Here is a 26689-nt window from a genome sequence, read left to right as displayed (position 1 = left end):
CATCCTTATCTGATTGCTCACAGGTTTTTGTACAGCCACTTGGGCATGTAGTACTTGCGTCGGTTGAACACGCTGCCGACCAGTTTCGCGCCGGCCTGGCTCAGGCGTTGGGCCGCGGCCTGGGCCACTTCCCAGCGAGTGTCTTCAGAGCGCACGACCATGATCACGCCGTCCGCCTGGGTGCTGATGGCCAGGGTGTCGGAATCCGAATACACGGCATCGCCGTCGATCACCACGAACCGGTATTGACTGCCGAGTTGATCGAGCAGCGGGCCCAGGCGTTCGGGTGTCAGGTGTTCGTTGCCCCGGGAGTGGCGGCCGAACGGCAGGACGTGGAACGGCAGGCTGGACACGTCCACCACGCAGTCCTGCAACAAGGGCGGGTTCTGGGTGTTGAACAGCAAGTCGTGAAACCCCCGTTCCCTGGTCAGCCCCAACTGTTGCGTGAGGTTGGTCGCCGACTGGCTGGCGTCCACCAGCAGCACCAGGCCACTGCTCATCTGCGCCAGTTGGCTGGCCAGCGTCAGGGCGCTGGTGGTGGTGCCCGCGCCGGGGTTGGCGGCGGTCAGGAACAGGATCCGCAGGTCCTGGTCCAGCACGGTCGATGTCAGGTTGGACTCGCTCGGGCTGGCAATGCTGAGGCTTTTAGCAGTTGAACCGTCCATTTAACTCGCTCCGTGGCCGCTGAATACTTTGAAAGGGGTTTTCAACAGAATCTTCAAATCAAGCAGCAGGCTCTGTTGGGCGATGTAACGCATATCCAGCTCAACGCGCTGGTCGAAATCGATATTGCTGCGTCCGGAGATCTGCCACAGGCCGGTCATGCCGGGGTAGATGCTCAGGCGAACCAGGTGATTGTCCTTGTAGCGGTAGGCGTTGAACGAGGTGGGCCTGGGGCCGACAAGGCGCATGTCGCCGGTCACTACGTTGAACAGGTTTGGCAGCTCGTCGAGACTGGTGCGCCGCAGAAAGCCGCCGATACCGGTGATGCGCGGGTCCTGGTCGATCTTGAAATCGATGGCGTCGGCGCCGTGCTTGTTCAGGTGCCGCAGGGACTCCTTGAGCTCCTCGGCGTTGCTGACCATGGTGCGGAACTTGTACATGCCGAACAGGCGGCCGCGGTAACCGGTGCGCTTCTGCACGAACATCACCGGCCCCGGGCTGGTGCATTTGATGGCCAGCGCCAGACCCAGCAGCACCGGCGCAATCAGCACCAGGATCAGCAGCGCACCGCAACTGGCCAGCACGCGGTTGGTGCGTGACAGGGTCCAGGGTCGGCCACCGTCGCGACCGGTAATCCAGCCACGTCCCTGCCTGTGTATGGCGGCGTCCATGCGCATGCGGTGCTCGGGGTCCATGCGCTTGTCCCTGCGCATTGTGTCCAGGGACAGACTTTTCTCATGACCAGTCATAAATCCTCCGCAAAGTTCAGCCGCGTGCGGCGTGGGCGATAGGCAGTCAGTTAGTGTTAAACAAAGTATTGCTTGGTTAATTATTTTTGATCGCTTTGTTGCTTAGTTAATTGGTATTAATCAGTTAATTATTTGTTTAATTAGTGTTGATTGTTTAATTACTTAGTTAGTAGTAAGCACGGAACCAGGCAACGAAGCGCCCAAGTCCTTCATCCAGCTCGATGCGCGGCTGGAAATCGGTCGCGCGAGCCAGGTCGCTGGCATCGGCGCAGGTGTTGAGGACATCGCCGGGCTGCAGCGGCAGTAGCTCGACCCGGGCTTTGTGCCCCATGTGTTTTTCCAGCAGCGCCAGATAATCCTTGAGCGCTACCGGGTGCTGGCCGCCGATGTTGAAAATCCGCCAGGGCGCCATGCTCGTGGCCGGGTCCGGGTGTTCGCGGTCCCATTGGTCATTGGCTTGCGGTGGGCACTCGATCAGGCGCGTGATGCTCTCGATGATGTCGTCGATGTAAGTGAAGTCGCGCTGGTGCTCGCCGTAGTTGAACAGTTTCAGTGGCCGCTCTTCGGCGATGGCCCGGGCGAACTGGATCGGCGACATGTCGGGCCGTCCCCAGGGGCCGTATACCGTGAAGAAGCGCAGCCCGGTGCAGGGAATGCCGAACAGGTGGCTGTAGCTGTGGGCCATCAACTCGTTGGACTTCTTGGTCGCGGCATACAGCGAGAGCGGATGATCGACACCATCGCGCACCGAGTACGGTGTGTGCTGGTTGGCGCCATACACCGAGCTGGACGAGGCGTAGATCAAGTGTTTGACCGGGTGGTTGCGGCAGCTCTCGAGGATGTTCAGGAAACCGCTCAAGTTGCTGTCCAGGTACGCCCGGGGATTTTCCAGGGAGTAGCGCACCCCGGCCTGGGCCGCGAGGTGGATCACCACTTCGGGTTGTTCCTCGGCAAACAGCGTCTCGATGGCCGTGGCATCGGCCAGGTCAATCGTTGAGAGCGGGAAAGGGCGTGCCTGCTCCTGCACCCAGCGCACGCGATCGCGCTTGAGTTGCGGGTCGTAGTAGCTGTTGAAGTTGTCCAGGCCGAACACCTGGTGGCCGTCGCGCAACAGTCGCAGCACGCAATGGGCACCAATGAAGCCGGCCGCTCCGGTGACGAGAATCTTCATGGGCGTACGGCCTCGGGCACGATGTGGCGCAAGCCGATGCCGCTGTAGTGCAGGCCGGCAGCCGCCACCTGTTCCGGGTTGTAGAGGTTGCGCCCGTCGACGATTACCCGGCAGCGCAGTTTGCTCGCCAGCAGGTCGAAGTCGACCACGCGGAAGTTCTTCCACTCGGTGCAGATCACCAGGGCATCGGCGTCTTCGAGGGTGTCATCGCGGGTGGCGCACAGATGCAGGTCGTTACGGTAGCCGTAGAGGCGTCGGCATTCGGACATGGCTTCCGGGTCGTAGGCCTGTACGCTCGCGCCTTCGGCCCAGAGTGCCTCCATGAGATAACGGCTGGGGGCTTCGCGCATGTCATCGGTGTTGGGTTTGAACGCCAGACCCCACAGGGCGATGGATTTTCCGGCCAGCCCGCCGGGAAATTGCGCCTTGAGTTTACTGAACAGGATATGGCGCTGGTGCTCGTTGACCTCGGTCACGCTGCGCAGCAGACGCAAAGGCATGCCGCAGTGCTCGGCGGTGTGCAGGAGGGCGCGCAGGTCCTTGGGGAAGCAGGAACCGCCGAAGCCGCAACCGGGGTAGATGAAGTGGTAACCGATGCGCGGGTCCGAACCGATGCCTTTGCGCACCGCTTCGATGTCGGCGCCCAGCAACTCGGTGAGGTTGGCCAGTTCGTTCATGAAGCTGATGCGCGTGGCCAGCATCGCGTTCGCCGCGTACTTGGTCAGCTCGGCACTGCGATTGTCCATGAACATCAGTTTTTCGCGGTTGCGGCAGAACGGTGCGTAGAGCTCGTTCATCTGGCTGCGGGCTTCATCGTCGGCGGTACCGACGATGATCCGGTCCGGGCGCATGCAATCGGCCAGGGCACTGCCTTCCTTGAGAAACTCCGGGTTGGACACCACCCGAACCTTCAACGAACCTTTGCCGCGGCGCTGCAGCTCTTCGACAGCGGTGGCACTGACCTGATCCGCCGTGCCGACCGGCACCGTGGACTTGATGATCAGGGTGCGGTCGGCCTCCATGAAACTGGCAATCTGCCGGGCCACGTTCAGCACATGGCTGAGGTCGGCGGAACCGTCTTCGTCGGCGGGCGTACCGACGGCGATGAAGATCAGATCGGCATGCTCGACTGCATCGCTGGCCTGGGTGGTGAAGAGCAGGCGACCGGCCTTGATGTTTTCTTCAAGGGTGGCGCTAAGCCCTGGCTCACTGATCGGTGGCACGGCCTGTTGCAGTTGCCGGATCTTGTTCGGGTCGATGTCGACACACAGGACACGATGCCCGACATCGGCCAGTGCCGCTGCTTGTATCAGGCCAACATAGCCCGTACCAAATACGCTCACGTCCATATTGGCGTGCCTCGTAAGACGGTGGAGAGTCGAGAAGTGAAACTGTAAAAATGGGTATAGACCAGCCTCGGAAAACCGCGTCAACCGTCCGGCATGTTAAATGGGCAAGACACCCCAAATTCGGGGGGGCCAATTGCTATCAAACTCGCACCACTGTTGGGTTTGCCCCCGATTTTGAGCGTTTGGCGAGAGGCAAAGGAAAGCGATAAACGGTCGTAAGCCGCGAAATACAAGGGCTTTAACAGCTTGAGCGTGTCAGAATTGAGTCACCGGTTTATTGACGCTTTTCCCCAGACTCCGACAACTCTTACGCAAATGTGGCAATATGCCAGCGTCAAGAATCGACCGACAATCTATTGACAAGGGTGTCTTTGCGGTCATTGCAAAATTCGATGATCTGACAGGTTCACGGGGGCTGGCCATGGGCATTTTCACGAGTCGGGCGCGCCGATTGCCGGGCGCCCGTGAGCGGGGGAGGTGGTGTCAATTGACCACGCGGGCACCCAACCTGGCGTCGGCGGTTTGCGGTTTGGCCTTGGGGTCGTGCAGCAGGGAGAAGCCACGATCGAGCAAGGTCTGGCCGATAAACCGCGAGCCCACTTCGTTCAAGTGTGAGTCGTCCAGGTACAGCAACTGACCCTCGATGATCGGACTGCACACGCCGCCCGGGCATATCACCTGATTGGGGTCGATGAAGCGTATCTGCGGGAACCTGGCGCGCACGTCCGCCCAATAGGGCGCCAGAGCGCTCTGGGCGACCGAGCAGTTGCGCCCGGTGCCGAACATCAGCCGGCGAATCGGGCAACTCGCGGCCTTTTCGATGTGCTGGTTGCTCAGGATGACGATCACCTGGCCGCTGTTCTCCACCACCCGCCGCAGGCTCGCTTCGACCAGATCCCTGGCCCGGACATCCTTGGGCCAGATCGCCGCCAGTACCACGTAGCGATACTTGTTCTGCTCGATCAGGCTGAACACCCGTTCGTTGCGTTTCGCACAATGGGCCGCATACACCGGAGGCATTTCGGCGGTGTAGCCCAGGATCGGCGGGCAGGAGTCCATGGTGTAGTCCATGAGCATGATGTTGTTGGGCCTGGCCAGAATGTCGACCATGCCGGTGAAGTGATTGGCAAACGAGTCGCCGATCATGATGCCGTCCAGTGCCTCCTTGGTTGCCCCCAATCGGCAGCGCTCATTGGGTTCGGTCTGGTACAGCGCATTGGGCACATGGCAGCCGTTGCGGACCTCGGCAGGTTTGTTCAGGGTCATCGCTTCAAGCGCTGAAACGCCGGCGTTGAATCGTTGTGGAAAACCGTTGAACTGCAGGCTCAGCCCCGCCAGTACGGCCAGCCCCAAAGCCGGAAGGGCAAACCGGCGGTTGAACACCCGGGCAAAGTGCAGGCTCGCCCCGGTTCGGCGAAACGGCACTTCGACGTACCGCCAGGACAGCCACGAAAGCAGGACAGAGGCGGCAATCAGCAGCGCGCCCACGGGCAGGTCGATGGGGATTTCCACGTAGTTCAGGAAGGCAATCAGCGGCCAGTGCCACAAGTACAGCGAGTAGGAGATCAGGCCGATAAACACCATGGGCCGGCTGGTGAGCAGGCGTGAATGGCGTTCACCGCTGCCGGCCAGGATCAGCAAGGCAGCGCCCAGGCAGGGAATCAGGGCGTTGATCCCGGGAAAAGTGGAGTTGGGGTTCAAGGCAAACAGCGAGAAACCGATCAGCAGGTAGCCCGCCAGCGCATAGCCATGGGCCACCCGTTTGCCGATCACGCGCGGTGAATGGAGGTAGATCGCCAGCAGCCCGCCCAGCATCAGTTCGAAAAAACGCGTAGGCAGCAGGTAGTAGGCGGCCGTGGCGAAGACCCCCGTTGCGTACTCGGAAACCCCCACCGCCAGCACCACGCCGATGGCCAGCACGGGCAACACGTAACGCGGCGCCAGGCGATACAGCAACACGATGAACAGCGGCCAGATGACGTAGAACTGCTCTTCGATACCCAGCGACCAGGTGTGCAGCAAAGGCGCTTCGCTGGCATCGGCGGCGAAGTAGTTACCGTACTTGACCCAGATGTAGATATTCGAGACGCCCAGCAGCGAGAACAGGGCGCTGACGTTGAGCCGGACCAGGTCGACCGGTGACAGGATGAAGGCGCCGGCGATCACGGTCGCCAGCAGCACCGTCGCCAGCGCCGGCACGATGCGGTTGATGCGCCGCTGATAAAAGCCCTTGAGCGAGAACGCATTGCGCTTGACCTCGGAAAACACCTGGGACGTGATCAGGAATCCCGAGATGACGAAAAAGATGTCGACGCCCACGTAGCCGCCGGGCAACAGGCCGGCCTTGAGGTGATGCAGCAGCACTGCAATCACCGCGACAGCGCGCAGCCCATCTATGTCGGAGCGATACTTGCCTTGAGCCATGCGCCTGACCATCCGTAAAACCGCAGCCATCCATCGACGTCCGAGCCGTGACAGTTGCTGTCAGGATTGCGGACACTCAACCCACCCTTCATTTGTAGCTGGAAACCGGGGGGACGCAAAAAACCAATGGCGTCCGTGGCGCACGGGCGTGGTTTTTTTGTGGCTTTCACCGCGCGGGCACGGTCCCTTGTGGGAGCTGGCCTGCCAGCGATGGTCGTTAACGATGACGCGTATGAACCGGATGAACGTGGGTCCCCTGTAGGAGCTGGCTTGCCAGCGATGGTCGTCAACGATAACGCGGGTGAGCTGGATGAACGCGGCGCATTGGAGTCCATCGCCAGCAAGCTGGCTCCTACAGTTTCCCGGGAATGAGCAAAGAACCTTTTTGTTGTCCCTGCCGGGCTCGCCAGGCGCCCGGCGCGCACCCCAGCCACCGCAGGCATGCACGGTTGAAGCTTTGTACATCGCTGTAGCCCAGGCGGTCGGAAATCTCCACCAGCTCCAGGTCCGTCCCCTGCAAAAAGTCTTCGGCCCGGTAGCGGCGGTACTCGTCGAGCAACTCGGAAAAACTCCAGCCCAACGCTTTCAAGCGTCGGGCTGCGGTGCGCTCGAGCAGGTGCTGGGTGCTACACCATTGCTGCCAGTTGGCTTGTGCGAGGTCGACGATCAAGTGGTCGCAGACTTGCTCCAGCAAGGTCGGCTCGCTGTTGCGCCGGGTCTGTTCCAACAGTTCGACCAGTGTCTGCTCCAGTTCATGATTGCCCGGCGTCAACGGGATGACGAACAGCTGTGGATCGAGGCGGATCGAGTGTTGCGCCTGTTGCCACTGCGCGGGGGCGCGGAAGGCTTGCTCGTGATCCTGCGGGTTGGCGGTGCAGGGCCCGGTCAGCCCGATGCCCAGCACCGGATCGCGCTCCAGGCCGCTGGCGAGGAACTTGCGCCGCAACATGCTGCACAGGCTGATGAGGATGTAATCGGCGGTGGCTGCGCTGGCTTTCACGCTGCCGCAATCGAGCAGACGCAGTTCGACGTTGTCGCCGCCGCGCACGATCTGCGCCTGGAAGTGCCCGTTGAAAAACGGAAAGAAGCGCACGAAATACTGGCAGGCGCTGTCCAGTGAGTCGGCCACGTCGAACAGGTACGTCAGGCCATTGGTGGCGGTGGAAACGAAACGCCGACCGGCCGCCAGGCCGATCAACGGATCGCCGGTCTGTTCCAGGGCGAACGCCCAGAAGCGCCGCGACATGAACAGCGCAACGCGCATGAAGGGCGTGCGCAACTCGAACAGGCTGCGACGGAACAGGCCTTCAATGCTTTCCCGGTCCACACCGCGGGCCAGCAACTCTTCGATGGCCGGCAGCAGGGTCGGCGCGTAGAACGCATTGGGTATGGATTGATCGTGCAGTGGCTGATCGCTTTTTGTCATGTAGGGCTCACAGCTTGTTCCGGAACACTGGTTAGGCTGCCCGACGTTAAGCGATTTGCCGGAGCAAGACCATGCTTGATTTACGCCAGCTCGATTTGAACCTGTTGCTCGCCTTCGATGCGATTTACCAGCAGCGCAGCGTCACCCGTGCCGCCGAGGTGATGTGCCTGTCGCAACCGGCCATGAGCAATGCGTTGCGTCGCCTGCGCGAATTGTGCGGCGATCCGCTGTTCATCAAAAGTCGCCTGGGCGTGACGCCGACACTGGTCGCCCATCGTCTGGCCGACTACGTGCGTGCGGCGCTCGAGTCATTGCGCGATGGTTTGCGCATGATCCCCGCCGCGCGGCAGAACAATCCGTTGCTGCGCATCAGTTGCCTGGATTGCCTGCAGCCGGTGCTGCTCGATGCCTTGCTCGAATCGCCCCATGCCGATTGGCAGGTGCGTTATTTCCAGCCCCGGCGTCGCGACGCCTTGCAGGACCTGGCCAGCGGCAAGCTGGATATCCTGATCGACCTCGACCAGCCGCTGGCCGGGCTTGCCGGCCTGCACAAACAGGCATTGCCCGCCGACCATTACGTGTTCGCCTATGGCGCCGCGCTCAAGGTGCCGCCGCGCACCCTGCAGGAATATCTGGAGCAACCGCAGATTCAGGTCTCGAGCCGCCGTGACGGACTCAGCCCGGTGGACTTGCAGCTTGGCTTGAAAGGCCTGCGCCGCCATATCGCGATGAGCACCCAGAGCACCCTGGCCGCGAAGCTGATCGCCGACCGCCATCCGCTGGGCATCAGCCTGCCGAGCCGGGTCGCCAGCGTGCTGGGCCTGCAACAGGTGCCGCTGCCCCTGGACGAACCCGTGGAGTTGAAACTGGCGCTTTACATCGAGTCCCGCTATCGCTTCGAGCGCAGCCGTGAGGAGGCGATGCATTGCCTGCTGCGCGCGCTCGGTGAGCCCCGGGCATTGCAGGCGCTGGCGCGGCGTGCGTGAAACCCTGTGGGAGCGGGCTTGCTCGCGAAAGCGGTGTATCAGACAACAATGTCGTCGACTGACACTCCCTCTTCGCGAGCAAGCCCGCTCCCACAGGGATCGCATGCAGTTCAGATGCACCTAATTCGACGCCAACAAACGCCGGTCAACCGTCAGCACCGCCTCGACCATCGCCAGCGCCGCCGGTGTCAGGGAGTGGCCGGCGCGGCTGACGATGCCGTAGTGCAATTGCAGGCCGGGATCGTCCTTGGGCACATCGGCAAACTCCAGCAGGCGGATCAGGCCCTGGTCGACCAGTTCGGCAAGGGCCTCGATGGTTGCGATGCCCACCGCGTCGGAGCGCATCACCACGCGGCGGATGGCATCGAACTGCGCGCATTCCACACTCGGGTTGAAGTCCGCCTCGCCCTGCGCGTCGGCCAGGATCTTGCGGATCATCGGCGGTATGCGCGTGCCGACCACCGCGTAGTCGAGCAGGGCGCGCAGGGACAGGTCCGGCTGTTGCGCCAGGGGATGACCGACACGGCAAAAGAACCGCCCGCGTCGGGGGCGCAACAGCTGTACCTGGTATTGCGGGTCGCCGGTGAAGTACCGCGCGTCGGCCACGAGGAATTCGATCTGCTGTTCACGGAGCCAGACCGCCAGTTGTTCCCAGTCGCCCTGGTGGAAACTGATGCGGATCGCCGGGTGCGCCTGGATGAATTCCGCCAGCGCCTCGGGCACCAGCAACTGTGCCGGATACGGGCCACAGCCGAAGTGCAACTCGCCACCGGTCAGGCCGTTGTATTGCGTGAGTTCGTTGTGCAGGGCCTGGCTGCCGGCGAGCAGGCGCCGGGCATGTTGCAGCACCAGTTCACCCTGGCCAGTCAGGCGGAATTCGCGACTGCTGCGCTCCACCAGCACGCAGTCGAGGTCGCGCTCCAGGGTCTGGATGCTACGACTGAAGGCCGGTTGGCTGAGATTGATCGCCTCGGCGGCGCGCCCGAAATTGCGGTAATCGGCCAGGGCGACAAGGTGGCGGAGTTGTCGTAAATCCATCATGCGTCTCCTGCATTTGGCGGATACTTTTAATGCATTGGATCGATAACACAGGGGCTGGCATAAGTACACGCCTGTCTTCTCGTCGTAACGTGCCATGACCTGCCAACCGTTCATTTCCAGCGCCTTCACCCGCACCATTCTCAGCCATGCCCGGCAGTCCGGCCTGTGTCAGGACCAACTGCTGCAACGGGCCGGCATCTGTCTTTCGTTGCTCGAAGGGCAGGATCTGCACGTGCCTGCGCACCTGGTCGAGCGCCTGTGGAACGAATGCGAACGTGCGGGCGCGGGGGTGTCGTTTGGCTGTGAACTGGTCAATGGCATGGCGACCACCACGTTGCGGGGGTTGAACATCCTGCTGGACTCCGCCGCCACCCTGCGCGCGAGCCTGGCGTGTTTCACTGATTTCCTGCCACGGGTGACCAACTATGTGGTGGCGGAACTGGAGGAGGGTGACGGGCAGGCCCGCCTGCACTTGCGCAGTGCTGGCCGGCAGGCGCATTTTTTCGGCCTCGATGCGGCGACCCTGACGTTGGTGCGCAACATTGCCCGACGCTTGGGGCGGGCGCCGGCCGAGGTGTTTGTCTGCGTTCACCTGACGCCGCAGCAGGCTGCCGGGCAGTGGTTGCGTAGCGTTGGCATCGAGGTGCTGCAGGGGGCACATCCGTGTTTGAGCCTGCCGGCGGTTAGCCTTGATGAGCCGTTGCTGGGGGCCAATGCGTTTTTGCATCAGAGCATGTTGCGGCATTGGCAGACTGCTGCGACGCAACAGAGTCGTAGCGACAGCCTGGAGTTGGCGCGGCACTGGTTGACTGCCGGCGATCAGCCGATTGAGCGGATTGCCGAGCGGTTGGGGTATCGGCAGGCCAGTAATTTTATTCGGGCGTTTCGTAAGCGGTTTGGGGTTACGCCCAAGCAGTTTCGTCTGGGGGTGTAGGCTTGGTTTTTTGGTTGAGTACATATCCGTTATTTAGGTAACGGCGGCTTATGGTTTCGCCCTTACGGCGAGTCCCTTTTGGCAAACGCCCCAAAAGGAACCAAAAGGTCTCGCCCCTTACGTACGGCCCCTCGCTGAGGCTCGGGGTACCTTCGCTCCGGTATTCATCCGGGGGCATTGCCCTCCGGTCGGCTTCGCTTCGACCTACATGCAATGAGTTCGGCTGCGCCGAACGGCGCTGCGCGCCCATCCCCGGATGAACACCTGCGCTCAGCCTGCCGAGGGGGCGGGTGGATCAAGATCACAAGCTGCAGGCGAGCTAACGCTCGGCCTGTTGAGTGGTGGGGTTGTACGCGGGCGGCCTTATGGCCGACCAATTTCTTTCGGCTAAATGCACTCCCCCTGTAGGAGCGAGCCTGCTCGCGAAAAACCTGAGAGCACCACGGGGTGTCAGGCTCCCCGCATCATCGTTGACCTCCATCGCGAGCAAGCTCGCTCCTACAGGCCGGGCGGCGTTCCGTTTTTCCAAGTACGCAGTCAAAAGCAAAGACGAATCAGCGAATAAAGTGAATCTTCCCGCTGTCATCATTGCCCATGTAAATGCCATACACCCCGGCCTGCCGCTCCTCGATATAACGCTCGAGAATCTGCCGGATCGCCGGATAATAAATGCTGTCCCAGGGAATCTCTTCAGGCGCGAAGAACTTGTAGTCGAGGGTTTCCGGCCCATACTGCCCGGTGATCTCCAGCGCGATGGCGCGGAAGATGATGTACACCTCACTGATCCTGGGCACGCTGAAAATCGAGTAGGGCGAGACGATTTCCGCACGCACGCCACTTTCTTCCCAGACCTCGCGCAAGGCCGCCTGTTCGGTGGTCTCGCCGCTTTCCATGAAGCCTGCGGGCAAGGTCCAGGTGCCGGGGCGCGGGGGAATCGCGCGCTGGCACAGGAGGTACTTGCCGTCCTGCTCGATGATGCAGCCCGCGATGATTTTCGGATTGATGTAATGGATGTAGCCGCAACCGCGGCACATCAGGCGCTCGTGCGTATCGCCCGGCGGCAGCTGCTGACCGAGATCAGCGCTGCCGCACTTGGGGCAAAAGCTCGGGCTGAACATTTCAGCGACCTATGCGCGGTTCTTTCAGCGCGATGGGCAGGGTGATCGCCGGGATGTCGCCGGTTTCTTCCTGCTTGCGCTTGAGGTAGTCCAGGGCCACGGCAGCGGCCGCGCGCACGTGGTCGACGCAAGCCTGGTGGGCGGCCAGCGGGTCACCGCCCTTGATCGCCTCGACCATGCGTTCCATTTCCTGGTTGCTGGCGCCGCGACGGTTCTCCTGGGACACCGAGGTCGCGCGCAGGTAGCTGATGCGTGCCTGCAACTGGCGCAGCTGGGTGGCCGCGACATGGTTGCCCGAGCCTTCGAGCAGTACGTCGTAGAAACCCTGCACCGAATCGATGACCTGTTGCAGTTCGCCGTCCTTGAGTGCCTTGCGGTTTTCTTCGAGGGCTTTTTCCAGGGCCTTGATGTCCTTGGCCTTGGCGCGCAGGGTGAACAGTTGCACGATCAGCCCTTCGAGCACGCAGCGCAGCTCGTAGATGTCCACGGCGTCGGCCAGGGTAATGATCGCGACACGCGGGCCCTTGGCATCGGCGAATTCCACCAGGCCTTCGGATTCCAGGTGACGCAAGGCTTCGCGCACGGAAGTACGGCTGACGCCCAGGCGATCGCACAGATCGCGTTCGACCAGACGGTCTCCCGGCAGGAGCTGGAAGTTCATGATGGCGCTTCGCAGTTTATCCAGCACGATTTCGCGCAGGGTGACGGGGTTGCGATTGACCTTGAAGCTGTCGTCGAGTGGCAGGCGTTTCATGGGGTCCGCTCTGATTGTGGCTGTCCATGCAAAAAGAGCACTTCGATTACGGGAATCCCTGTGCTCGGTCGGATCAAACAGCCAAGGGTTAACTGGAGGCCTCGGCATCGGCTTCGGCGAAGGCTTCACGGGCGAGCCGGAAACTGTCTACGGCAGCGGGGACACCGCAATAAATGCCGACCTGAAGCAATATTTCGCGTATTTGCTCACGACTCAGGCCGTTACGCAAGGCGCCGCGCACATGCAGCTTGAGTTCATGGGGCCGGTTGAGGGCCGAGATCATCGCCAGGTTGATCATGCTGCGTTCCTTGAGCGACAAACCCTCACGGCCCCAGACATGACCCCAGCAATACTCGGTGACCATCTCCTGCAAGGGGCGGGTGAAGTCGTCGGCGTTCTCGATGGAGCGCTTGACGTAGGCCTCACCCAACACCTGGGTGCGGATCTTCAGGCCTTTTTCGTATTTTTCGTTGTTCATTTGCGTCGCTCCCGTGGGCTCAAAGGCCGCCCATCAAGGTGTATTTAAGTTCCAGATAATCCTCGATGCCGTACTTCGAGCCTTCACGGCCCAGCCCCGAGGACTTGATGCCGCCGAAGGGGGCGACTTCGGTGGAAATCAGCCCTTCGTTGATCCCGACCATGCCGTACTCCAGCGCCTCGCTCATGCGCCAGGCGCGGCCCAGGTCGCGGGTGTAGCAGTAGGCGGCGAGGCCGAATTCGGTGTCGTTGGCCATCTCGATGGCCTGGGCCTCGGTGTCGAAACGGAACACCGCGGCCAGCGGACCGAAGGTTTCATCGCGGGCGACTTTCATCTGTGGGGTGACGCCTGTGACCACGGTCGGCTGGAAGAAACCGTTGCCCAGCGCATGACGCTCGCCGCCGCACAGCAGTCGTGCACCCAGGGCCAGGGCGTCTTGCACGTGCTCTTCGACCTTGGCCACGGCGCGCTCGTTGATCAGCGGACCCTGGGTGACACCTTCTTCGAAACCGCTGCCGACCTTGAGCTGCGAAACCCGTTCGGCCAGTCGAGCGACAAAGGCATCGTGGATGCCGGCCTGCACCAGGAAGCGATTGACGCAGACGCAGGTCTGCCCGGCGTTGCGGAATTTGGCGATCAGCGCACCGTCGACTGCGCGCTCCAGATCGGCGTCGTCGAAGACAATGAATGGCGCGTTGCCGCCCAGTTCCAGCGAGACCTTTTTAAGCGTCGGCGCGCACTGGGCCATCAGCAGTTTGCCGATGGCGGTGGAGCCGGTGAACGACAATTTGCGCACCTGCGCACTGGCGGTCAGCTCGGCGCCGATGGCGATGGCGTCGCCGGTGATCACGTTGAAAATACCCGCTGGAATGCCGGCCTGTTCCGCCAGCGCAGCCATGGCCAGTGCCGAGAAAGGTGTTTCCGGAGCCGGCTTTACGATGCACGGGCAGCCGGCGGCCAGCGCCGGGCCGGCCTTGCGGGTGATCATCGCCGCCGGGAAATTCCACGGCGTGATGGCCGCGACCACACCAATCGGCTCCTTGCTGACCACGATGCGCGCATCGCCCTTGTGGCTGGGAATGGTGTCGCCGTAGATGCGCTTGGCTTCCTCGGCGAACCACTCGATGAAGCTCGCGGCGTAGAGGATTTCGCCTTTGGCCTCGGCCAGTGGCTTGCCTTGTTCGAGGGTGAGAATGTGTGCCAGGGCGTCGGCATTTTCCAGCATCAGGGCATGCCAGCGCTTGATCGTATTGCTGCGCTCTTTGGCGGTCAGCGCGCGCCAGGCCGGCCAGGCCTTGTTGGCGGCCTCGATAGCCAGGCGCGCATGCTCGGCACCGAGGTTCGGCACCTGGCCGATCAACTCGCCGGTGGCCGGGTTGAAGATGTCCTGTTGCGCACCATCGGGTGCATCCAGCCATTGGCCATTGATGTAGGCCTGCTGGCGGAACAGTAACGAGGCTGCTGGGCTCATGCCGGCTCCTGAATAAATAAAGAAAGTGGCTGCTCTGCTTTACCTGTAGGAGCGAGCCTGCTCGCGAAAAACCCGAGAACGCCAAGGGCTGTCAGGCAGCACGCGTTATCGTTCACGACCATCGCGAGCAAGCTCGCTCCTACAGGGGGATTGTGTAGATCCATCAGGCCAGGGCAGGCAGCGGGCCCAGCTTGCCTTTGTGGTAGATCATCGGCGTCACCGGTTGCTCGGGCAGGATCAGGTTCTTCACCGCGCCGACGATGATCGCGTGATCACCGCCGTCGTATTCGCGCCATAGTTCGCACTCGATGATGGCCGTGGCCTTGCCCAGGATCGGGTTGCCCCGTTCGCTCAGGTGCCACTTGATGCCTTTGGCCTTGTCCTTGCCTTTACCGGCGAAGGCATAGGCTTCGGCGGTCTGCTCGGCGGACAGCAAATGGATCGCGAACTGCTTGCTGTCGCGCAGCACCGGGTAGGTGTCGGAGCCGTAGTTGGGGCAGAACAGCACCAGTGCCGGGTCGATCGACAACGCACTGAAGGCGCTGGCGGTGATGCCGACGATGCCGCCGTCCGGGTCCAGGGTGGTGACCACCGTGACCCCGGAGGGGAACGAGCTCATCACGTCTTTGTAAATGCCGGGTTCGATCATTTTCCAGGACTCCTAGCGCATCACGAAGGGATCAGGCATCGGTGCCTGGGACAGGTTGATCCACACCGTTTTCAGCTCGGTGTAGGCCAGCACCGAATCGATGCCGCTTTCGCGTCCATAGCCGCTGTTCTTGAAACCGCCGATCGGCGCCATGGCCGAGACCGCGCGGTAGGTGTTGACCCAGATGATCCCGGAGCGCACGTCCCGGGCCAGGCGGTGGGCACGGCCCAGGTCGCGGGTCCAGATGCCGGCGGCGAGGCCGAACTGCGAGTCGTTGGCGATCGCCAGGGCTTCGGCTTCGTCCTTGAAACGGATGACCGAAGCCACCGGGCCAAAGACTTCTTCCTGCATGATCTTCATCGAGTTGCGGTCGCACTCGAACAGCGTCGGTTCGTAGAACCAGCCATCGCCCAGGTTCTGCGGACGCTTGCCGCCCAGGCGCAGGCGCGCACCTTCGGCGATGGCATCGGCCACCAGGCCTTCGACCACGGCCAGTTGCTGCGCGGTGGCCATCGGGCCCATTTCGCTGCTGTCTTCCTGGGGATTGCCGATGCGAATGCGCTGGGCGCGCTCCACCAGACGACCGACGAAATCGTCGTAGATTTCATCCTGCACCAGCAGGCGCGAACCGGAGACACAGCTCTGCCCGGAGGCAGCGTAGATCCCGGCGATGGCGCCGTTGATCGCGCTGTCGAGGTCGGCGTCGGCGAAGATGATGTTCGGCGATTTGCCGCCCAGTTCCAGCGACAGCTTGGCGAAGTTCTCCGCGCTGCTGCGCACCACATGCCGCGCCGTGGCCGCGCCGCCGGTGAAGGCGATCTTGCGCACCAGCGGATGGCGGGTGAGGGCGGCACCGGTGCTCGGGCCATAACCGGTGACGACGTTGACCACCCCCGGCGGAATCCCGGCTTGCAGGGCCAGGCGCGCCAGTTCGAGGATGGTCGCCGAGGCGTGCTCCGACGGCTTGATCACGATGGTGTTGCCCGCGGCGAGGGCCGGAGCGAGTTTGATCGCGGTCAGGTACAGCGGGCTGTTCCACGGGATGATCGCGGCAACCACACCCATGGCTTCGTGCACGGTGTAGGCAAACAGGTCCGGCTTGTCCAGCGGCAGGGTGCCGCCTTCGAGCTTGTCCGCCAGGCCTGCGGTGTAGTGGAAGAACTCCGGCAGATAACCGACCTGGCCACGGGTTTCGCGGATCAGCTTGCCGTTGTCGCGGCTTTCCAGCTGCGCCAGTTGTTCCTTGTTTTCGGCGATCAGGTCGCCCAGGCGTCGCAGCAATTTGCCGCGCGCGGTGGCGGTCAAGCCGCGCCAGGCTGGGCTGTCGAAAGCGGTTTGCGCGGCTTGTACGGCGCGCTCGACATCGGCTTCGTCGGCATCGGGCAATTCGGCCCAAGGCTCGGCCAGCGCCGGGTTGAGGCTTTCGAAGGTCTTGCCGGACAGGGCATCGACCCATTCACCACCGATGCACATCTGGAAGCGTGCGAGTGTCATGCAACGATCCCCTTGATCTGGTTTTGTTGGGAGTGCGCGGCCTGCAGAAACTCCAGCAACAGCTGGTTGACCAAGCGCGGCGATTCTACGGGCATCATATGCCGTTGCTCGGCGAGCACGGCAACGCTCGCGCCGGGAATGCGTTCGGCCAGTTGCCGGGCCATTTCCGGGGTCGAACCGGGGTCCAGTTCGCCGGTGGCGATCAGCGTCGGCACGCGGATGCTGCCCAGGTCGTCGGCGCGGTACATGTCCTGGGTGGCGAACAGTTCATAAGTGGTCAGGTAACCCTGAGGGTCATTGCCGGCCAGGGTCTGGCGAATCGCGGCGATCTGCGCCGGGTTCGCCGCCTGGTATTCGCGGCTGAACCAGCGAGACAGCGCCGCTTCGGCATTGGCGTCCGGCCCGTGTTCGGCAGCCTGGCTGGTGCGGGCGATGACCCCCGCGCGCTGTTCGGCGCTGCGGTTGAACACACTGTTGAGCACCACCAGGCCTTCCAGGCGTTGCGCGTAGTGCAGGGCAAACGCCCGCGCCACCAGCCCGCCCATGGAAAAGCCGATCACCGTTGCCTTGGGCAATTGCAGGTGGTCGAGCAGCTCCAGCAACTGGTCGGCATAGCCGAGCAGCGGTGTGCCACTCTCTGGCCGCGGACTGGCGCCATGGCCGAGCATGTCGTAGGCGATGACGCGGTACTTCGTGGCCAGGCCAACGATCTGACCGCCCCACATTTCTTTGTTCAGGCCCACGCCGTGGATCAAGACCACGGGCTGGCCTTGGCCGGTCGCCAGGTAACTGGTGCCAGCCGGGGTGAGTTCAGCGGTGAGCCGAATCATGGAGCGCTCCTGCAATGCCTTCTTGTTGTCGTTCTGCTGGCCGGTTACTGGGCTTTTTCGGCGGCCAGTTCTTCCAGGTCGATGTAGCGGTTGCCGATGCGCGGGTGCAGGCGGCCGCCGTCGGCGCAACCCAGGACCACGACGATTTCGTCGGCACGCGGGGCGTCTTCGATCTGCATTTCCAGGGTGATGTAGTGCGAACGCAAGCCTTCGTCGTCCTTGTGCATCATCGGGATCTGGATCGAAGTGCCCGGGCCGCCGCGCTTGTTGGTGAAGCTCAGGTAGCTCTTGGCCTTGACCGCTTCGCGGTAGTGGTTGCCGAAGCGCAGGGTGTGGATCACCGCCGAAGCGTGCTCGATTTCGCCATCGGCACCGACCACCGCAGCCTTGCCGTAAGCCTCGATCTTCTCGGCGCCGCCGATGATGCCCACCAGGCGCTCAACCATCAGTGCGCCGAGGTCGGAGCAGTTGGCGCGGATCTGTGGTTTCAGGTCTTCGACGAAACCGTTGCCCAGCCAGGGGTTTTTCATCACCACGGCCAGACCGACCATGGTCACGGGCTTATCGGTGGCTTTGCCGCCTTCAATAAAGGTTTCTTCGACATAGCTGACGATCTTGCGAATTTCGAAACTCATGAGCTGCTCCGTAGAGGTTTTGGGTGTCTGTGCGTCTGATGGTATACCATAATACCGATAGCACAAGTCCCCGAACGGAGTTTCTGGCTGGATGGCGTGCAAAAGTGTGCGCCACCGGTCGCAGCGGACAAACGGCAGGCACGGGGTTGCTTCGGGCACAGGCCCAACATCGGGAGAGAAAGGCAGAAGGGGATCAGCGGTGAAGCGGCGTGTCGGTGCACCTGGAGAGAAAGATTGTGGCACCGGTTAGAACGATTATTTCTTTCCGCTATTTATATAGATGCAATCTGCATATCCATAACCGAATAATCAGCGTCATGGTTTTCATCTTGTCCGTGATCGAATCCGATTGTTTGTCACAGCAGAAACAATCGTCCTGCCTGCCTCGTTAAGCCTGCCCTGACATCGACTTTGGCTGTTCGATCGCCAGCTTGTTGCGCTCGGCCGATTCCCTAGAATCGGCCTCCATCAGCTTCGCCCAACTATCCAGTCCTTCAGGGAGCAACACCATGATGAATGCCATGCAGATGCAAATGCCGATGAACGCCACCATGCCAATGATGCCGATGATGGGCATGCCGATGATGATGGCGACCATGTCCTGCGACCTGATGGACGACGGGATGATGTGCAAGATGATGCCGGCCGCTGGCATGGACATGGCCATGTTCAAGAACAGCGCTGAAATGATGCAGATGATGATGAACTGCGGCATGCCGATGATGATGCACTGCGGCAACATGAGCATGATGTGCATGTCCCGGGCGAGCATGGCCATGCCGATGATGAACATGATGATGCCAATGCCGATGATGGGCATGCCGATGCCGTCGATGAAGTGCGTGATGGAATGCACCATGATGGCTGACGGCATGATGTGCAAAATCATGCCGATGGCCGGCATGAACATGGACATGATGAAAAACTGCTGCGCCCTGATGATGAAAATGATGAACGACTGCAGCATGCCGATGATGATGAGCTGCAACGGCATGCCGCTGATGTGCTGCACCTGCTAAATCCTGCAACGTACCTGTAGGAGCGAGCTTGCTCGCGATGGACTCAAGGCTGACGCGTTTTTTCAGGAAGCCCGCGTTATCGTTGACGTCCATCGCGAGCAGGCTCGCTCCTACAAGGTCGTTTCAGTCCAGGCGTTCTGGGTAGGTCACTACAAGATAAGCCACCGCTTCACTGTCGGCGGGGTTGCGATAGCGGTGGGGCTGGTCGGCATAAAACAGGATCGAATCCCCCGTGGACAGCAGGTAACGCTCGTCGTTGACGCTGATTTCCAGTACACCCTGCGCCACTACCAGGTTTTCCTGGACGCCTGGGCCATGGCCCTGCGAATGGTCTTCTCCCAACGGGCTCAGGCGCAGCTCGTAGAATTCCGATTGGCGCGCCACGTCAAAGGGGAACAGGGCGCGGCTGACAAAAGCGCCGTTGGCACTGACCAGGCGTTTGCTCTGGCTCGCCGACAGCACGGCCACACCTTCGAAGGCCCGATGCTCCAGAAACGCAGCCACCGATACCTTCAAGCCTTTGGCGATTTTGCACAGCACCTTGATGGACGGCACACTACGCCCCGATTCGATTTGCGCCAGCATGGCACGGCTCACGCCGCACTGTCGGGCCAGGGCATCGAGGGACAGATGGCGCTTGCCCCGCAGGCGCAGCAGGTTTTGAGCTACCCGTTCGCAGATCGGGTCCTCTTCAGGGGCATCCGGATTGTTCAGGTCCAGCACAGGCTCGCCCGCGCTTATCAGAAAGCGCGAGGGTTCGTGCGCGTTCACGCCTGACGTGTCTCGGCAGACCGAGACGCTTGAACCCACTGGAATGCCTGAAATCCGGCGTTGCGTGCGTACATCTCCCACATGGCCCGTGCCCGTTGCTGAGCTTGTTTGCGTTTGCGGTAGCTGGTGAAATCGATGAGGTTGTCAGTCGGATTCATGGGGCACTTCACTGTGGTGATCAATGACGGGATGACTGGAGAGTACGCTTCTACTTTTATAACTATAAATACTTAATTTTTATTTGTTAATTCCTTTTAGTTCTTTATGCGGGTGGTTTCACAAGGGGCCGTGCCCACGCGGAAACTGTAGGAGCCAGCCTGCTGGCGATGGACTCCAGTGCACCGCGTTTATCCGGTTCACACGCGTTATCGTTAACGACCATCGCAGGCAAGCCAGCTCCCACAAAGGAACGTGCCCACGCTAAAACTGTAGGAGCCAACCTGCTGGCGATGGACTCCAGTGCACCGCGTTTATCCGGTTCACACGCGTTATCGTTAACGACCATCGCAGGCAAGCCAGCTCCCACAAGGGGCCATGCCCACCGGGAAATTGTAGGAGCCAGCTTGCTGGCGATGGACTCCAGTGCACCGCGTTTATCCGGTTCACACGCGTTATCGTTAACGACCATCGCTGGCAGGCCAGCTCCCACAAGGGACCGTGCCCACGCAGAAATTGTAGGAGCCAGCCTGCTGGCGATGGACTCCAGTGCACCGCGTTTATCCGGTTCACACGCGTCATCGTTAACGACCATCGCTGGCAGGCCAGCTCCCACAAGGGAACGTGCCCACGCAGAAACTGTAGGAGCCAGCCTGCTGGCGATGGACTCCAGTGCGCCGCGTTCATCCAGTTCACACGCGTTATCGTTAACGACCATCGCTGGCAGGCCAGCTCCCACAAGGGAACGTGCCCACGCAGAAAATGAAGTGACCTCCAAGCCAGTGAAAGCCCCCCCAAAAAAACCATGAAAAAACCCGGCTGATCAGGCCGGGTTTTTTGTTGGGCGTTGTGGTGCAGCGATTAGTTATGCCGCACGGTTCTGGATCAGACGATCCGAGCCACCTTCGGCAACGCGGTTCTGCATCAACTTGTCAGAGCCACCTTCAGCCACGCGGTTCTGCAGCAATTTGTCAGAGCCACCTTCAGCCACGCGGTTCTGCATCAACTTGTCCGAGCCACCTTCAGCAACGCGGTTCTGCATCAACTTGTCAGAGCCACCTTCAGCCACGCGGTTCTGCAGCAATTTGTCGGAGCCACCTTCAGCCACGCGGTTCTGCATCAACTTGTCGGAACCATCGGCTGCAACACGGTTTTCGATCAGACGATCGGAACCACCTTCAGCCACACGGCTTTCAATCAGACGATCCGAGCCGCCTTCAGCGACCACAGGTTGAGCAGAAGTAGCGGCAAAAGCGTTAACTGCGAAAACCGAGAAAGCGATGCTGAGGAGGGTCTGGCGTTTCATGATCGTGTGCTCCGGGGTGCTTATGGGTTGGTATGGAGCAGATGTTACGCCGTGGATTTTTTAAGAGAACTTCATTGAGTTGATGGTGACTATTGATGCAGTCAATGGTGGGGAGCGGGCTTGCTCCGGGCGGCGTTCCGACGAAAGCGTTGTGTCAGTCGACAGCATTGCTGGCAATGCCGACGCCTTCGCGAGCAAGCCCGCTCCCACAGGTTTTTGCAGTGGCCACAGTGGGCGGGGGGTTAGCGGGAAATGAGGCCGTGATCGATGGCGTATTTGACCAGCGCCGCCGGTTTGTCGATGTTGAGCTTGCGCCGGATGCTCAGGCGGTGTGTTTCCACCGTGCGCACGCTGATGTCCAGTTCCCGGGCCATTTCCTTGTTGTTCAGCCCTTGCGCCATCTTCGACAGCACCTGACTTTCCCTCGGGGTCAGTTCGTTGTCGGTGTTCCTGTCGGCGATCAGCCGTTGGGCGATGTCGGCGCTGTAGAAGGTTCCGCCGCTGGTGATGGCTTCGATGGCGGCGATGATTTCCCGTGACGGGGCGTTTTTCAGTACGTAGCCGCTGGCGCCGGAGCGCACCGACTCACTGACGTATTCGTAATTGTCGTACATGCTCAGCACCAGCACCTTGAGCGACGGGTACTGGCTGCGCAGCACGCGGGTCAGTTCCAGGCCGTTCATGTCCGGCAGGCTGATGTCGACCAGCAGCAGGTCCGGCTGGCAGCGCCCGACCATTTCGATGGCGTCGGCGCCGTTTTCCGCTTCGCCGACCATTTCCAGCGGCGACATCACGGCCAGCAGCGCCTTGATGCCGTCACGCACCAGGGAGTGATCGTCGACCAGGGCGATGCGGATCGGGGAGGGCAGGTTCATCGCAGCTATTCACTCTTGTAGTTGTGGGGCCGGCTCAGCGTTTTGCGCCAGGTTTCATCGGCAGTCGTACGTCCAGCTCACTTCTGCCCGGCATCGAGATCAAATCGAAGCGCCCGCCATAATGTTCGACGCGTTCGCGGATGTTACGCAAGCCAATGCCGGCCTGACGACGTTCGACCTGGGCGACGTTGAAACCGATGCCGTCATCGACCAGCGTCAGCCGCACGGACTCGTCGCAGCCGCGCAGTGTAATGGACACGTGCTTCGCCTGGGCGTGGCGTTCGATATTGGTCAGGCCTTCCTGGACGATGCGAAACAGCGACACCGCCGCGCCGTCGACCAGTTGGCAGTCGAATTCATTTTCGTCATAGGTCACGGTCAGCCCGCTGCGCTGCTCGAATTCGGCCGCCAATTGACCGATGGCCGCCGGCAGGCCGAGGGTGTCGAGCAAGGATGAGCGCAGGTCATGGGAGAGGCTGCGCACTTCACCGATGGCATCGCCCAGACGTTCGGTGGCGTCCTTCAGGGTGTTCAGGCCCTTGTCTTGGGCTTGTCCGCTTTCCAGCAGATGGCTGGCCAGTTCGAACTGGAACTTGATCGAGACCAACACCTGGCTGACGCCATCGTGCAACTCGCGGGACACCCGGGATCGTTCCTCTTCCTGCAGGCTGACGATGCGCTGGGTCAGGCGCTGCAGTTTCTTGTCCGCCAGGCGATGCTCGCTGACGTTGAGGGTCATGCCCGTGGCGAAGACAAACAGCACCGCGACCAGTGCAACCACGGCAATCGCCATCATGGTCTTGCGGATGCCCATGGCCACTTCAGCACGGGCCTGCTGGGTGGCGCGCTCGACGTCTTCGAGGTAGATGCCGGTGCCGAGCATCCAGCCCCAGCGGTCGAGCATCACCACGTAGGCGAGCTTGTCGGTCACCTGGCCGGAGGATGGCTTGTTCCAGGCATAGCGTTGGAAGCCTTCACCGGACTGCGCGCTTTTGAGCAACGCCTGAATCACCGGCAGGCCATGGGGATCCTTCATGTCCCACAGGTACTGGCCCACCAGGTCCGACTGGCGCGCATGCATCAGGCTGCGGCCTTCGTGGTCGTAGACGAAGAAGTAGCCGTTGATGCCGAAGCTGAGCTTGCGCAGTTCCTCCAACACTTGCTGCTGGGCACGGGCGTCGCCATGGCCGTCGTCGTACAGCGGGGCGATCAGGCTCTGGGCCATTTCCACGTAGTTTTTCAGTTCCGCACGCTTGCTCGCCAGAATGCTGTCTTCGATCAGTTGCGCCTGTTGATCGCCCAATTGGCGGTTGAGGGAAATCACCAGCGCGCAGATGACGGCAATGGCCAGCACCAGCGGCAGAATCCCGAGGGCGACGATCTTGTGTTTGAGCTGCATGTTGACTCCTGCCCGCGCGAAGGCTGGGGATCATATGCCAAAGAGGCGCTCGACCTGTAGCGCGGCTGGACGGAATGACTGGTGGCCGGGATGAAATGCAAAACCAGTGTGGGAGCGGGCTTGCTCGCGAAAGCGGTGGTTCAGTTGACATCAATATTGACTGATCCACCGCCTTCGCGAGCAAGCCCGCTCCCACAGGGGATCTATGGCGTCTACGTAGAACTACGTAGACGCCACGTACGTAGTAACGCGGATTTATTTGTGGACGGCATGCGCAGATATTGGGCCAGCTCCGCACCGCGGACACAATTATAAAAATTACCGCCGCAGTCACTGGCTGTCGGCAGGAGACACGCTATGCCCCGTCTGGCTAAACACCTCGCCTGGTTTGCCGTGGCTGTCCTGGGAGCGATTGCGCTGAGTGTCGTGGCCCTGCGCCGCGGCGAAGCGATCAACGCCCTGTGGATCGTAGTCGCAGCCGTCGCCATCTACCTCGTTGCCTACCGCTACTACAGCCTGTTCATCGCCAACAAAGTGATGCAGCTCGATCCCACTCGGGCCACACCGGCTGTGCTCAATAATGATGGTCTGGACTATGTTCCGACCAACAAACACGTACTGTTCGGTCACCACTTCGCGGCCATTGCCGGTGCCGGTCCGCTGGTCGGTCCGGTACTGGCGGCGCAGATGGGCTACCTGCCCGGCACGCTGTGGCTGATCGCCGGCGTAGTGCTGGCCGGTGCCGTGCAGGACTTCATGGTCCTGTTCATGTCCACCCGCCGCAACGGCCGCTCCCTGGGCGACATGGTCCGTGAAGAAATGGGCCGCATCCCCGGCACCATCGCGCTGTTCGGTTGCTTCCTGATCATGATCATCATCCTCGCGGTGCTGGCGCTGATCGTGGTCAAGGCCCTGGCCGAGAGCCCTTGGGGGATCTTCACGGTGATGGCGACCATCCCGATCGCGATGTTTATGGGCATCTACATGCGCTACATCCGCCCGGGCCGCATCGGTGAGATCTCGGTGATCGGCGTGCTGTTGCTGCTCGGCTCGATCTGGCTTGGCGGGCAGATTGCCGCGGATCCGGTGTGGGCCAAGGCCTTTACCTTTACCGGTATCCAGATCACCTGGATGCTGATCGGCTACGGTTTCGTTGCCGCCGTGTTGCCGGTGTGGCTGATCCTGGCGCCCCGTGACTACCTGTCGACCTTCCTGAAAATCGGTACCATCGTGGCCCTGGCCATCGGCATCCTGGTGACCATGCCCGAGCTGAAAATGCCGGCCCTGACACAGTTCATCGACGGCACCGGCCCGGTCTGGAAGGGCGGCCTGTTCCCGTTCCTGTTCATCACCATCGCCTGTGGCGCGGTGTCGGGTTTCCACGCGCTGATCTCTTCCGGTACCACGCCGAAGTTGCTTGCCAATGAGGGGCATGCCCGTTACATCGGTTACGGCGGCATGCTGATGGAATCCTTCGTGGCCATCATGGCCATGGTCGCGGCCTCGGTGATCGATCCGGGCGTGTACTTCGCCATGAACAGTCCGGCGGCCGTGGTCGGCGCCGATGCGGTGGCCGTTGCGCAAACCGTCAGCAGCTGGGGCTTTGCGATCACGCCGGAAGCGTTGCAAGCGGTGGCCCACGACATCGGGGAAACCACCATCCTGGCCCGTGCCGGCGGTGCGCCGACCCTGGCGGTGGGGATCGCGCAGATCCTGCACCAGCTGTTGCCGGGCGAGAACACCATGGCGTTCTGGTACCACTTCGCGATCCTGTTCGAAGCACTGTTCATCCTGACCGCAGTCGACGCTGGTACCCGTGCCGGGCGCTTCATGCTCCAGGACCTGCTCGGCTCGTTCGTGCCGGCCCTGCGCCGCACCGAGTCCTGGACCGCCAACCTGATCGCCACCGCCGGTTGCGTGGCCATGTGGGGTTATCTGTTGTACCAGGGCGTGATCGACCCGCTGGGCGGCATCAACACCTTGTGGCCGTTGTTCGGTATCTCCAACCAGATGCTGGCCGGTATTGCGCTGATGCTCGGCACCGTGGTGCTGATCAAGATGAAACGCCAGCGTTATGCCTGGGTCACCTTGCTTCCGGCTGTGTGGTTGCTGATTTGCACCACCACCGCCGGATTCATCAAGCTGTTCGATGCCAACCCGGCGATCGGCTTCCTCGCCCTGGCGAAGAAGTACAGCGATGCCCTGGCCAATGGTCAGGTGCTGGCCCCGGCCAAGAGCATCGAGCAGATGCAACACGTGATCTTCAACGCCTACACCAACGCCACGCTGACCGCACTGTTCCTGTTCGTGGTGTTCAGCATCCTGTTCTTCGCGCTCAAGGTCGGTATCGCCGCCTGGGGCAACAAAGAGCGTACGGATAAAGAAGCGCCATTCCAGGCTCTGCCGAATGCATAGGCGAGGAGGGCAGCATGTTCAATGACCTGAGTCGCCTCGGTAAATACCTCGGTCAGGCCGCGCGCCTGATGGTCGGCATGCCCGACTACGACAACTACGTCGAGCACATGCAGACCAAGCACCCGGACAAACCGGTGATGGACTACGAGGCGTTCTTCCGCGAGCGCCAGGAAGCCCGTTACGGCAGTAAAGCCGGACCCAAGTGCTGTTGAGTGAACAATAAAAAACCGGCTGAAAAGCCGGTTTTTTATTGCGTGCAGCAAAGTCTCGAGTGATTGAGGCCGCGCGGCGATCCGAATCGTCGCCGCCCCTGTTGTCCTTGTTGCCCCGGATCAGTCATGGGGCCTTGTCATTCTTTCTCCCGTGAGGCTGATGATCCGGCTTGGCGATCTTGAGCGCCCGGTCGGCGACCTTGGCGTTATGCACCAGGCGACAGAGCACGGCAACAACGATGATCGCCAGTAATACCCAGATGACAATGGCTTTGAGGTACATGGCGCAACCTCTCGCGGCAAACAATCCTTCCTGTCGCCAACGTCCTTGTAGCAAATGGTATTAATCCATTGTGGCAGGTGT

The 26689-nt window shown here is 61.4% G+C and carries 26 protein-coding genes; 5 read left to right on the top strand and 21 right to left on the bottom strand.

Going from position 1 to position 26689, the window contains the following annotated elements; translation table 11 throughout:
- Positions 1–17: 17 nt before the first annotated feature.
- The 6 genes from ACXX83_RS13480 to ACXX83_RS13455 all read right to left on the bottom strand — a co-directional run bounded on the left by ACXX83_RS13480 (position 18) and on the right by ACXX83_RS13455 (position 7782).
- Positions 18–665 carry a CpsD/CapB family tyrosine-protein kinase gene (locus ACXX83_RS13480; RefSeq protein WP_458548735.1) on the bottom strand — a complete coding sequence of 216 codons (648 nt, stop codon included), beginning with the start codon at positions 663–665 and terminating at the stop codon, positions 18–20.
- Positions 666–1412, bottom strand: a complete 747-nt coding sequence (locus ACXX83_RS13475) for a sugar transferase (protein WP_126046249.1) — start codon at positions 1410–1412, stop codon at positions 666–668. It abuts the gene before it with no gap.
- A gap of 166 nt (positions 1413–1578) precedes the next feature.
- Positions 1579–2583, bottom strand: a complete 1005-nt coding sequence (locus ACXX83_RS13470; RefSeq protein WP_458548733.1) for an NAD-dependent epimerase — start codon at positions 2581–2583, stop codon at positions 1579–1581.
- The gene (locus ACXX83_RS13465) at positions 2580–3932 is read right to left on the bottom strand and encodes a UDP-glucose dehydrogenase family protein (protein ID WP_217835593.1); all 1353 of its coding nucleotides are present in this window, start codon (positions 3930–3932) and stop codon (positions 2580–2582) included. Before ACXX83_RS13465 ends, ACXX83_RS13470 begins: the two co-directional genes overlap by 4 nt.
- A gap of 483 nt (positions 3933–4415) precedes the next feature.
- A complete protein-coding gene (locus tag ACXX83_RS13460) occupies positions 4416–6356 on the bottom strand; it encodes an acyltransferase family protein (RefSeq protein WP_458548732.1) in 1941 nt (646 codons plus the stop codon).
- Positions 6357–6708: 352 nt separating this feature from the next.
- Positions 6709–7782, bottom strand: a complete 1074-nt coding sequence (locus tag ACXX83_RS13455; RefSeq protein ID WP_458548731.1) for an AraC family transcriptional regulator — start codon at positions 7780–7782, stop codon at positions 6709–6711.
- 71 nt (positions 7783–7853) lie between these two features.
- On the opposite strand from ACXX83_RS13455, the gene ACXX83_RS13450 reads away from it, so the two are divergent.
- A complete protein-coding gene (locus tag ACXX83_RS13450; protein WP_217835590.1) occupies positions 7854–8768 on the top strand; it encodes a LysR family transcriptional regulator in 915 nt (304 codons plus the stop codon).
- A 120-nt stretch (positions 8769–8888) separates the two neighbouring features.
- Here ACXX83_RS13450 and ACXX83_RS13445 read toward each other — a convergent pair whose 3' ends face one another.
- Positions 8889–9809, bottom strand: a complete 921-nt coding sequence (locus tag ACXX83_RS13445) for a LysR family transcriptional regulator (RefSeq protein ID WP_458548730.1) — start codon at positions 9807–9809, stop codon at positions 8889–8891.
- Positions 9810–9903: 94 nt separating this feature from the next.
- Here ACXX83_RS13445 and ACXX83_RS13440 point away from each other — a divergent pair, with 94 nt between their 5' ends.
- Positions 9904–10743 carry an AraC family transcriptional regulator gene (locus ACXX83_RS13440; protein ID WP_458548729.1) on the top strand — a complete coding sequence of 280 codons (840 nt, stop codon included), beginning with the start codon at positions 9904–9906 and terminating at the stop codon, positions 10741–10743.
- A gap of 554 nt (positions 10744–11297) precedes the next feature.
- Here ACXX83_RS13440 and ACXX83_RS13435 read toward each other — a convergent pair.
- From ACXX83_RS13435 to ACXX83_RS13400, 8 genes are all read right to left on the bottom strand, one after another.
- Positions 11298–11861: an NUDIX hydrolase gene (locus ACXX83_RS13435; protein WP_015095668.1), complete on the bottom strand. Its 564-nt coding sequence runs from the start codon at positions 11859–11861 to the stop codon at positions 11298–11300.
- 1 nt (position 11862) lies between these two features.
- On the bottom strand, positions 11863–12615 hold the full coding sequence (locus tag ACXX83_RS13430) for a GntR family transcriptional regulator (RefSeq protein WP_015095667.1): 753 nt from the start codon (positions 12613–12615) through the stop codon (positions 11863–11865).
- Between the two features lie 88 nt (positions 12616–12703).
- A complete protein-coding gene (locus tag ACXX83_RS13425) occupies positions 12704–13093 on the bottom strand; it encodes a carboxymuconolactone decarboxylase family protein (protein WP_104447626.1) in 390 nt (129 codons plus the stop codon).
- 19 nt (positions 13094–13112) lie between these two features.
- Positions 13113–14564: an NAD-dependent succinate-semialdehyde dehydrogenase gene (locus tag ACXX83_RS13420; protein ID WP_458548728.1), complete on the bottom strand. Its 1452-nt coding sequence runs from the start codon at positions 14562–14564 to the stop codon at positions 13113–13115.
- Between the two features lie 163 nt (positions 14565–14727).
- Positions 14728–15213 carry a flavin reductase family protein gene (locus ACXX83_RS13415; RefSeq protein WP_458548727.1) on the bottom strand — a complete coding sequence of 162 codons (486 nt, stop codon included), beginning with the start codon at positions 15211–15213 and terminating at the stop codon, positions 14728–14730.
- Between the two features lie 12 nt (positions 15214–15225).
- On the bottom strand, positions 15226–16707 hold the full coding sequence (locus ACXX83_RS13410; RefSeq protein WP_458548726.1) for an aldehyde dehydrogenase: 1482 nt from the start codon (positions 16705–16707) through the stop codon (positions 15226–15228).
- Entirely contained in the window at positions 16704–17537 is an 834-nt protein-coding gene (locus tag ACXX83_RS13405; protein WP_015095663.1) for an alpha/beta fold hydrolase, read from the bottom strand. Before ACXX83_RS13405 ends, ACXX83_RS13410 begins: the two co-directional genes overlap by 4 nt.
- 44 nt (positions 17538–17581) lie before the next feature.
- Positions 17582–18172, bottom strand: coding sequence for an amino acid synthesis family protein (locus ACXX83_RS13400; RefSeq protein WP_007978708.1), 591 nt, complete (start codon positions 18170–18172; stop codon positions 17582–17584).
- Positions 18173–18681: 509 nt separating this feature from the next.
- Here ACXX83_RS13400 and ACXX83_RS13395 point away from each other — a divergent pair.
- Positions 18682–19191 (top strand): hypothetical protein, encoded by a 510-nt coding sequence (locus ACXX83_RS13395; protein WP_458548725.1) that lies wholly within the window; start codon positions 18682–18684, stop codon positions 19189–19191.
- Positions 19192–19314: 123 nt separating this feature from the next.
- Here ACXX83_RS13395 and ACXX83_RS13390 read toward each other — a convergent pair whose 3' ends face one another.
- From ACXX83_RS13390 to ACXX83_RS13370, 5 genes are all read right to left on the bottom strand, one after another.
- A complete protein-coding gene (locus tag ACXX83_RS13390; protein WP_162130295.1) occupies positions 19315–19905 on the bottom strand; it encodes a helix-turn-helix domain-containing protein in 591 nt (196 codons plus the stop codon).
- A gap of 53 nt (positions 19906–19958) precedes the next feature.
- The gene (locus tag ACXX83_RS13385; protein WP_217835582.1) at positions 19959–20120 is read right to left on the bottom strand and encodes a hypothetical protein; all 162 of its coding nucleotides are present in this window, start codon (positions 20118–20120) and stop codon (positions 19959–19961) included.
- 863 nt (positions 20121–20983) lie between these two features.
- The gene (locus tag ACXX83_RS13380) at positions 20984–21424 is read right to left on the bottom strand and encodes a phage infection protein (RefSeq protein ID WP_458548724.1); all 441 of its coding nucleotides are present in this window, start codon (positions 21422–21424) and stop codon (positions 20984–20986) included.
- Between the two features lie 242 nt (positions 21425–21666).
- Positions 21667–22299, bottom strand: coding sequence for a response regulator (locus ACXX83_RS13375; RefSeq protein WP_458548723.1), 633 nt, complete (start codon positions 22297–22299; stop codon positions 21667–21669).
- A 34-nt stretch (positions 22300–22333) separates the two neighbouring features.
- Entirely contained in the window at positions 22334–23698 is a 1365-nt protein-coding gene (locus ACXX83_RS13370) for a cache domain-containing protein (protein WP_458548722.1), read from the bottom strand.
- Between the two features lie 357 nt (positions 23699–24055).
- Here ACXX83_RS13370 and ACXX83_RS13365 point away from each other — a divergent pair, with 357 nt between their 5' ends.
- Positions 24056–26113 carry a carbon starvation CstA family protein gene (locus ACXX83_RS13365; RefSeq protein ID WP_015095657.1) on the top strand — a complete coding sequence of 686 codons (2058 nt, stop codon included), beginning with the start codon at positions 24056–24058 and terminating at the stop codon, positions 26111–26113.
- 14 nt (positions 26114–26127) lie between these two features.
- A complete protein-coding gene (locus ACXX83_RS13360) occupies positions 26128–26325 on the top strand; it encodes a YbdD/YjiX family protein (RefSeq protein WP_007976534.1) in 198 nt (65 codons plus the stop codon).
- 124 nt (positions 26326–26449) lie between these two features.
- Here the strand turns inward: ACXX83_RS13360 and ACXX83_RS13355 are convergent, their stop codons facing one another.
- Positions 26450–26608: a hypothetical protein gene (locus ACXX83_RS13355; RefSeq protein WP_217835579.1), complete on the bottom strand. Its 159-nt coding sequence runs from the start codon at positions 26606–26608 to the stop codon at positions 26450–26452.
- Positions 26609–26689 lie beyond the last annotated feature (81 nt).

Source organism: Pseudomonas sp. GNP012 (assembly GCF_054343835.1).
Note: the sequence above shows the minus strand (reverse complement) of the source record. Positions and strands in the feature narration are given on the sequence as shown.